At 38.1% G+C, this 1,800-nt stretch carries 2 protein-coding genes; both read right to left on the bottom strand.

What is annotated here, in order from left to right:
• Window positions 1-272: biopolymer transporter ExbD (locus tag ACFIL3_RS09905; RefSeq protein WP_375682199.1), on the bottom strand; the 272-nt coding region annotated here is incomplete at its 3' end.
• Complete coding sequence (locus tag ACFIL3_RS09900) at window positions 269-1,171, bottom strand: MotA/TolQ/ExbB proton channel family protein (protein ID WP_375682198.1); 903 nt, start codon at window positions 1,169-1,171, stop codon at window positions 269-271. The genes ACFIL3_RS09900 and ACFIL3_RS09905, both read right to left, overlap by 4 nt.
• Window positions 1,172-1,800 lie beyond the last annotated feature (629 nt).

Raw genomic sequence — 1,800 nt, 5'->3', positions numbered from 1 at the left:
TCTCTCAAAGCTGCTTGTTCTACAAGATGATCACCAATGTAAAGAGAACGATCTTTTTGCAACGTAACATAAAGAGGTTCATCAGACTGAACCACTGAAGGTGCTTGAGTTATAGAAGGAAGCTGAACGGAAATGGCAGATGTTGCCAAAGGCGCAGCAACCATAAAAACAATAAGCAACACCAATACAACATCAATAAAAGGGGTCACATTGATTTCGCTTTGCAACCCACTCTCGTCTATATCCCAATCATTATTAAGGCTTGCTTTCATTTTTTATGACTTTTCTGTTGTCTTTGTCTATCAAGTTCACGGCTCAAGAGCCTTTCAAGAGCAGCAGCGATATCACCTAAATCACTACGATAACCACTCAAAGCACGCATAAGGCTATTATACATAACAACGGCGGGAATAGCCACAAAAAGCCCAACAGCCGTTGCGAATAAGGCTTCAGCAATTCCAGGCGCCACCACATCAAGTCGCGTTGTTTGAGACTGAGCAATCCCAATAAAAGAATTCATAATTCCCCAAACAGTTGCAAAAAGACCAACAAAAGGAGCAATTGCGCCAATAGTTGCAAGAACAGCACTTCCACATGCAACACGGCGTGTAGCAGCCAGCAAGCAGCGTGACAAAAGTGAATGAACCCTTTCTTTTAAACCTTCATGAACATCACGAACCCTAGCATCGCGAACATCGCGGGAAACATCTTCATATTGATTGCTCTCCTCATAAAAGAGAATATCTTCAATCGTTTGTGCCCTTTCCTCTGTACTGGTTTTTTCACCAGAGCTTTCGTTTATCCCTTCAGGAGCAGAAAAATGAACCTGTTGTGCAGAAAGATACACCTCTTTAAGGACTTCTTTGAGAAAAAACACACCAGCTCCTTTGCTTTCTTTCAAGCTAGCTGCCAAACGCGTAAGAGTCTGAGCATTTAGAACCAATTGAAGTTCATGACGTACTCTTCGTTTTACCAAAGTGATCTCAACAATTTTCACAAAAGCAATTGTCCAAGACATAAGTGAAGCAAGTAACAAAATAATGATAACGGCTTTCACCACCCAATCAGCAGCCATAAACATAGAAAGAGGAGAAAAATCATGCACTGTCAATACAGCAGACATATTATCTAAAGGGACTGTTTTATCTAAAGGGACTGTTTCAGATTCCATTTTTATCTCACATTCTTGTGCTCTTATCTTTATTTATGAGCTGGATCGTCACCCCGCATAGCATCACTGTTCCACAATGCCACTACCCTTTTAACGTCACTTGTGTATTCCTCTTAAGAAAGAAAACTTGATAAATCAAGTATAGTTTTATTCCACAAGCTCTCTCTCTTAATTCTAAAGAAATTACTCAAGAAATTTTTCTCTAACAATTCAACAAGTTTATCTTACCCAATCAATTTATTGCATAAATTAGGCAAAATGATAAACTTACAAGAAGTATCGCATATAATATTTTAATTTATAAGAATAATTTATCATCGTTCCTGTTAAATAAATCTCTCATATCGCAAAGCTTTTCTCATTTCTGCGGCTCTTTTGAAGCCAACAAAATATTTTCTTACATGAAACAAGCAGCAAAAATATCATAAAATCCTCGGAGAAAAGGATATGCACTTCTCTAACAACCAGTGCACTAAAGTACCTCTCCTATCCTAAAATAAAAATATACCTTACGTTTTTAAAAAAGAACGATCGCAATATTCTTAAACTGACCAAAAGTATCATGGGGAGCGCGTGTTGCCCCCAAATACATAGAGAGCAAAGAGCCGCAATATTATTTTCTTTTTCTT

Origin of the sequence: Bartonella sp. CE47NXGY, assembly GCF_042195415.1 — a bacterium.
In the GTDB taxonomy this organism is placed as follows: domain Bacteria; phylum Pseudomonadota; class Alphaproteobacteria; order Rhizobiales; family Rhizobiaceae; genus Bartonella.
The sequence above is the reverse complement of the archived record's forward strand: the minus strand, read 5'-3'. Positions and strand labels throughout refer to the sequence as shown.